This window comes from Kineococcus glutinatus, assembly GCF_039542765.1.
Classification (GTDB): domain Bacteria; phylum Actinomycetota; class Actinomycetes; order Actinomycetales; family Kineococcaceae; genus Kineococcus_A; species Kineococcus_A glutinatus.
The window spans coordinates 1-3341 of the sequence record NZ_BAABIL010000562.1 but is presented as its reverse complement, the minus strand read 5'-3'; the positions used below and the strand labels follow the sequence as shown (position 1 = coordinate 3341).

Below are 3341 nucleotides of genomic sequence, written 5' to 3'. Positions count from 1 at the left end.
CTCCGCGACCGGCTCGGGGGCGACCTCCGCGGCGTGCTTGGCGGGGGCCTCCGCGACCGGCTCGGCGACCGGCGCGGCGACCGGCTCGGGGGCGGCCTCGCCACCGGCGGCCGGCAGGACCGGGGTCTCGCCGTCGAGGACGGCGCGGATGGCCGCGACGACGGCGTCGACCTCGACGTCGCCCTCGGCACCGGTCTCGCCGATGCGGTCCAGCAGCGCGCGGATGGTGTCCACCATGCGCAGCAGCACGTCGGTGGTCAGGGGCGTCATGACGAGCTGGCCGTCGCGCAGGCGCGCCAGCAGGTTCTCGCCGACGTGGGCGACGGCCTCCAGGCGGGAGAACGCGAGGAAGCCGCTCGTGCCCTTGATCGTGTGGATGGTGCGGAAGACGCTGGCGAGGAGCTCGCGCGACTCCGGCTGCTGCTCCAGGGCGACGAGGTCGCGGTCGAGCTGATCCAGGTTCTCGTAGCTCTCGACGAGGAACTCCTGGACGATCTCGTCCATGTCGTCCATGCGGCCCACTCCCGGGTCTCGGTGATCCTGCTCGGTGCCCTGTGCACCCTGCGTGGACCATCGGCAGATCGGGGCCGCACCTGAAACGGCGCCCCACCGGATCCGGCGGGGCGCTGTCGGTGGTGCGGGTGGTGCGGGCGGTGTTCAGAGCAGCACGTCGGTGTCCACGGCCAGCCCCCACCTCGGCAGCTCCCGCACCCCCGTGATCACCTCGTCGAGCTCGTAGGCCCCGTCGACGAGTCCGAAGACGTGCACCGCGCGACCCCACGGCGAGACGATCCAGTACTCGGGGCAGCCGAGCGCGGCGTAGTCGCGCATGTTGCGCACCCAGTCCTTCGACTCGTTCGAAGGGGACAGGACCTCTACGAGCAGCGCCACCGGACCGTCCCAGTACTGGCTGCGGCGGTCGACCCGGCCGGCGTGCTCGCGGTCGATGACCATCAGGTCCGGCTCGTGCTTGCGCCTGGCGCTCGTCGGCCGCCACCCCCACGTCGCGAAGACCCGGTGTCCCGTCCCGGCCAGCAGGACGTAGAGCGCCTGCACCACGTCCTGGTGCTCCCCGGTCACCATGCGCGGGTAGAACGAGCCATCGATGTACTCCCCGTACTCACCGCGCGCGAGGTAGTCCTCCCACGACATGGGGACACCGTGCAGGGCTTCGTGAACTTCCGCAGCCACCTCGCACCTCCCGTCCCAGGCCCTCGCCCAGTCTGCCCCACGTCCGGGCGGTGCCCGCGACGACGGCAGCGCCGGTCCCGCGAGGGGACCGGCGCTGCCGTCGGGTGCGCCGCTCAGCCGTTGAGGCGGGTGAGGGCCAGCTGCACCAGGGTGATGAGCGAGTGCTTCGTCGCCGCCTTGCTGCGGGCGTCGGTGTAGACGAACGGCACGTGCGGGCCGACCGCCAGCGCCTCCCGGACCGCCTCCAGCTCGTGCTGGGCGACGCCGTCGAAGCAGTTGACCGCGACGACGAACGGGATGCCGCGGGACTCGAAGTAGTCCACGGCCGGGAAGCACTGGTCGAGGCGGTCGGTGTCGACGAGGACGACGGCCCCGATGGCGCCCTTGACCAGGTCGTCCCACATGAAGAGGAAGCGGTCCTGGCCGGGGGTGCCGAACAGGTACAGCCACAGGTTGCCCGGCAGCGCGATGCGGCCGAAGTCCATGGCCACCGTCGTCGACGTCTTGCGGCCGGTGTTGACACCGGCGTCGTCCACGCCGAGGGAGTGCTCCGTCATCGCGGCCTCGGTGCGCAGCGGCTCGATGTCGGAGATGGAGCCGATGAAGGTCGTCTTCCCGACGGCGAAACCGCCGGCGACGACGATCTTGACGACGGTGGGCGCGGCCGTGGGGGCGCCGGCGTTCCCCGCCGGCGCTGCGGCCCCCGTGGGGTTGCTCACGTCAGAGCGAGGAAATGCCATTGAGAACACTCTCCAGGACGCTGATGGTTGTGGCGGGCTCCGCCGTGGTGGAGGTCTTCAGACCGTGGACGCGGACCTGTCCGGCGCCGGCCAGGTCGCTGACGACGACCCGGACGACCCCGACGGGCAGGTGGATGTGGGCGGAGAGCTCGGCGACGGACAGGTATTGCGTCGCGGTGAGCTCGAGGATGCGCCGCCGCTCCGGCGTCATCCCGATCTCCGGCTGGCCGAGCGCCTCGACGAGCGCCTCGACCGGGATGCCGGTGTCGGAGGGCCGCGTCCGTCCGCCGGTCACCGTGTACGGGCGCACGGTGAACTCCTCGGCGGCGTCGTCGTCCTCGTCGGACCAGAGGTCCGCCCTGCCGGGCGGTGGTGTCATCTCAGTCACCACCCCGCAGCAGCCGGCGCGGAGACGGGCAGGTTCGCCCGCATCTCCGACACCAGCTGCGGCGTCAGGGTCGCCTCGCAGCGCTGCACCAGCATGGCCATCTCGTAGCCGATGAGGCCCACGTCGCAGCCGGCGTCGGCGGCGACGGCGAGGATGGAGCCGTCGGAGACGTTCACCAGGAAGAAGAACATCTCGTCGATCTCGATGATCGCCTGGCGGACCTCGCCGGCGTCGAGCTGGCGGGCCGCGCCGCGGCACAGGCTGGACATGCCCGAGACGATCGCGGAGAGCTGGTCGCCCGCCTCGCGGGTGAGCTGGTCCGACATGGCCATGAGCAGCCCGTCGGCGGAGACGACCACCGTGTGGCGGACGCCGGGGGTGCTGCGGACGAAGTTGTCGAGGAGCCAGCTGAAGTCGGCGGCCTCGGAGCTCATCGCGGTCACAGTGGGGTTCCTCCGGTCTGGGTGCAGCGGGTCTGGGTGCTGCGGGTCTGGGTGCAGCGGGTCTGGGTGGTGCCGGACGGCGTCCGGGTGGGGCGGGCGCTGCCGGTGGTGGCGCAGCGGGGCGGGTGCGCGGGGCGGGCCCCGGCACCCCTCGTCCCGGCGGGTGCCGGGACGAGGGGGTCAGATGCCGGCGGTCTCATCCGCACCGCCCTCCGCGGAGGGGTTCTCCGCGGACCCGACCGTGGCGCGGCCGCGGGAGACACCGGCCTGGAAGCCGCTCAGCATGGAGCGGACGTCGGCCGGGGCGCGCCGCTGGCGGGCGGCGGCGGTGGGACGGGCCGGGGCCTGCTGGGCCGCCGGGGTGGCGCCGGCCTGGCGCCGGACCAGCGGCTGGGAACCGCCGCCCATGGTCGGGCGGAAGCTGGCGCCCTTCGTCATCTCCGACAGGGCCTCCGCGGCCAGCGTCGAGCGCTGGCGCAGCACGTCGCCCACGGGCCGGACGGCCGGCGCCTCCGCGGGGGCCGCGGCCTCCGCGGCCGGGCCCGGGACGTCCGGGCGGCGGCGCTGCGGCAGCGCGGG

At 73.4% G+C, this 3341-nt stretch carries 5 protein-coding genes and 1 pseudogene; all 6 read right to left on the bottom strand.

From position 1 onward, the window contains the following. Positions 1 to 513, bottom strand: a 513-nt coding sequence (locus ABEB16_RS18190) for an Hpt domain-containing protein (protein WP_345713627.1), incomplete at its 3' end; no start/stop codon positions are given. A 144-nt stretch (positions 514 to 657) separates the two neighbouring features. Continuing rightward, a complete protein-coding gene (locus tag ABEB16_RS18185) occupies positions 658 to 1152 on the bottom strand; it encodes a Uma2 family endonuclease (protein ID WP_345713626.1) in 495 nt (164 codons plus the stop codon). Positions 1153 to 1304: 152 nt separating this feature from the next. Further along, positions 1305 to 1931 carry a GTP-binding protein gene (locus ABEB16_RS18180; protein WP_345713625.1) on the bottom strand — a complete coding sequence of 209 codons (627 nt, stop codon included), beginning with the start codon at positions 1929 to 1931 and terminating at the stop codon, positions 1305 to 1307. Further along, complete coding sequence (locus ABEB16_RS18175; RefSeq protein ID WP_345713624.1) at positions 1912 to 2310, bottom strand: DUF742 domain-containing protein; 399 nt, start codon at positions 2308 to 2310, stop codon at positions 1912 to 1914. The genes ABEB16_RS18180 and ABEB16_RS18175 overlap by 20 nt, the downstream gene beginning before the upstream one ends. Positions 2311 to 2315: 5 nt before the next feature. Further along, a complete protein-coding gene (locus ABEB16_RS18170) occupies positions 2316 to 2762 on the bottom strand; it encodes a roadblock/LC7 domain-containing protein (protein ID WP_345713623.1) in 447 nt (148 codons plus the stop codon). A 180-nt stretch (positions 2763 to 2942) separates the two neighbouring features. Beyond that, positions 2943 to 3341: pseudogene (locus ABEB16_RS18165) on the bottom strand (hypothetical protein); the annotation flags it as partial.

What these genes read in the sequence shown, in the direction of transcription:
- ABEB16_RS18185 (WP_345713626.1), bottom strand. Translation starts at nt 1,152, where the DNA reads ATGTCGTGGGAGGACTACCTCGCGCGCGGTGAGTACGGGGAGTACATC.
- ABEB16_RS18180 (WP_345713625.1), bottom strand. Translation starts at nt 1,931, where the DNA reads ATGGCATTTCCTCGCTCTGACGTGAGCAACCCCACGGGGGCCGCAGCG.
- ABEB16_RS18175 (WP_345713624.1), bottom strand. Translation starts at nt 2,310, where the DNA reads ATGACACCACCGCCCGGCAGGGCGGACCTCTGGTCCGACGAGGACGAC.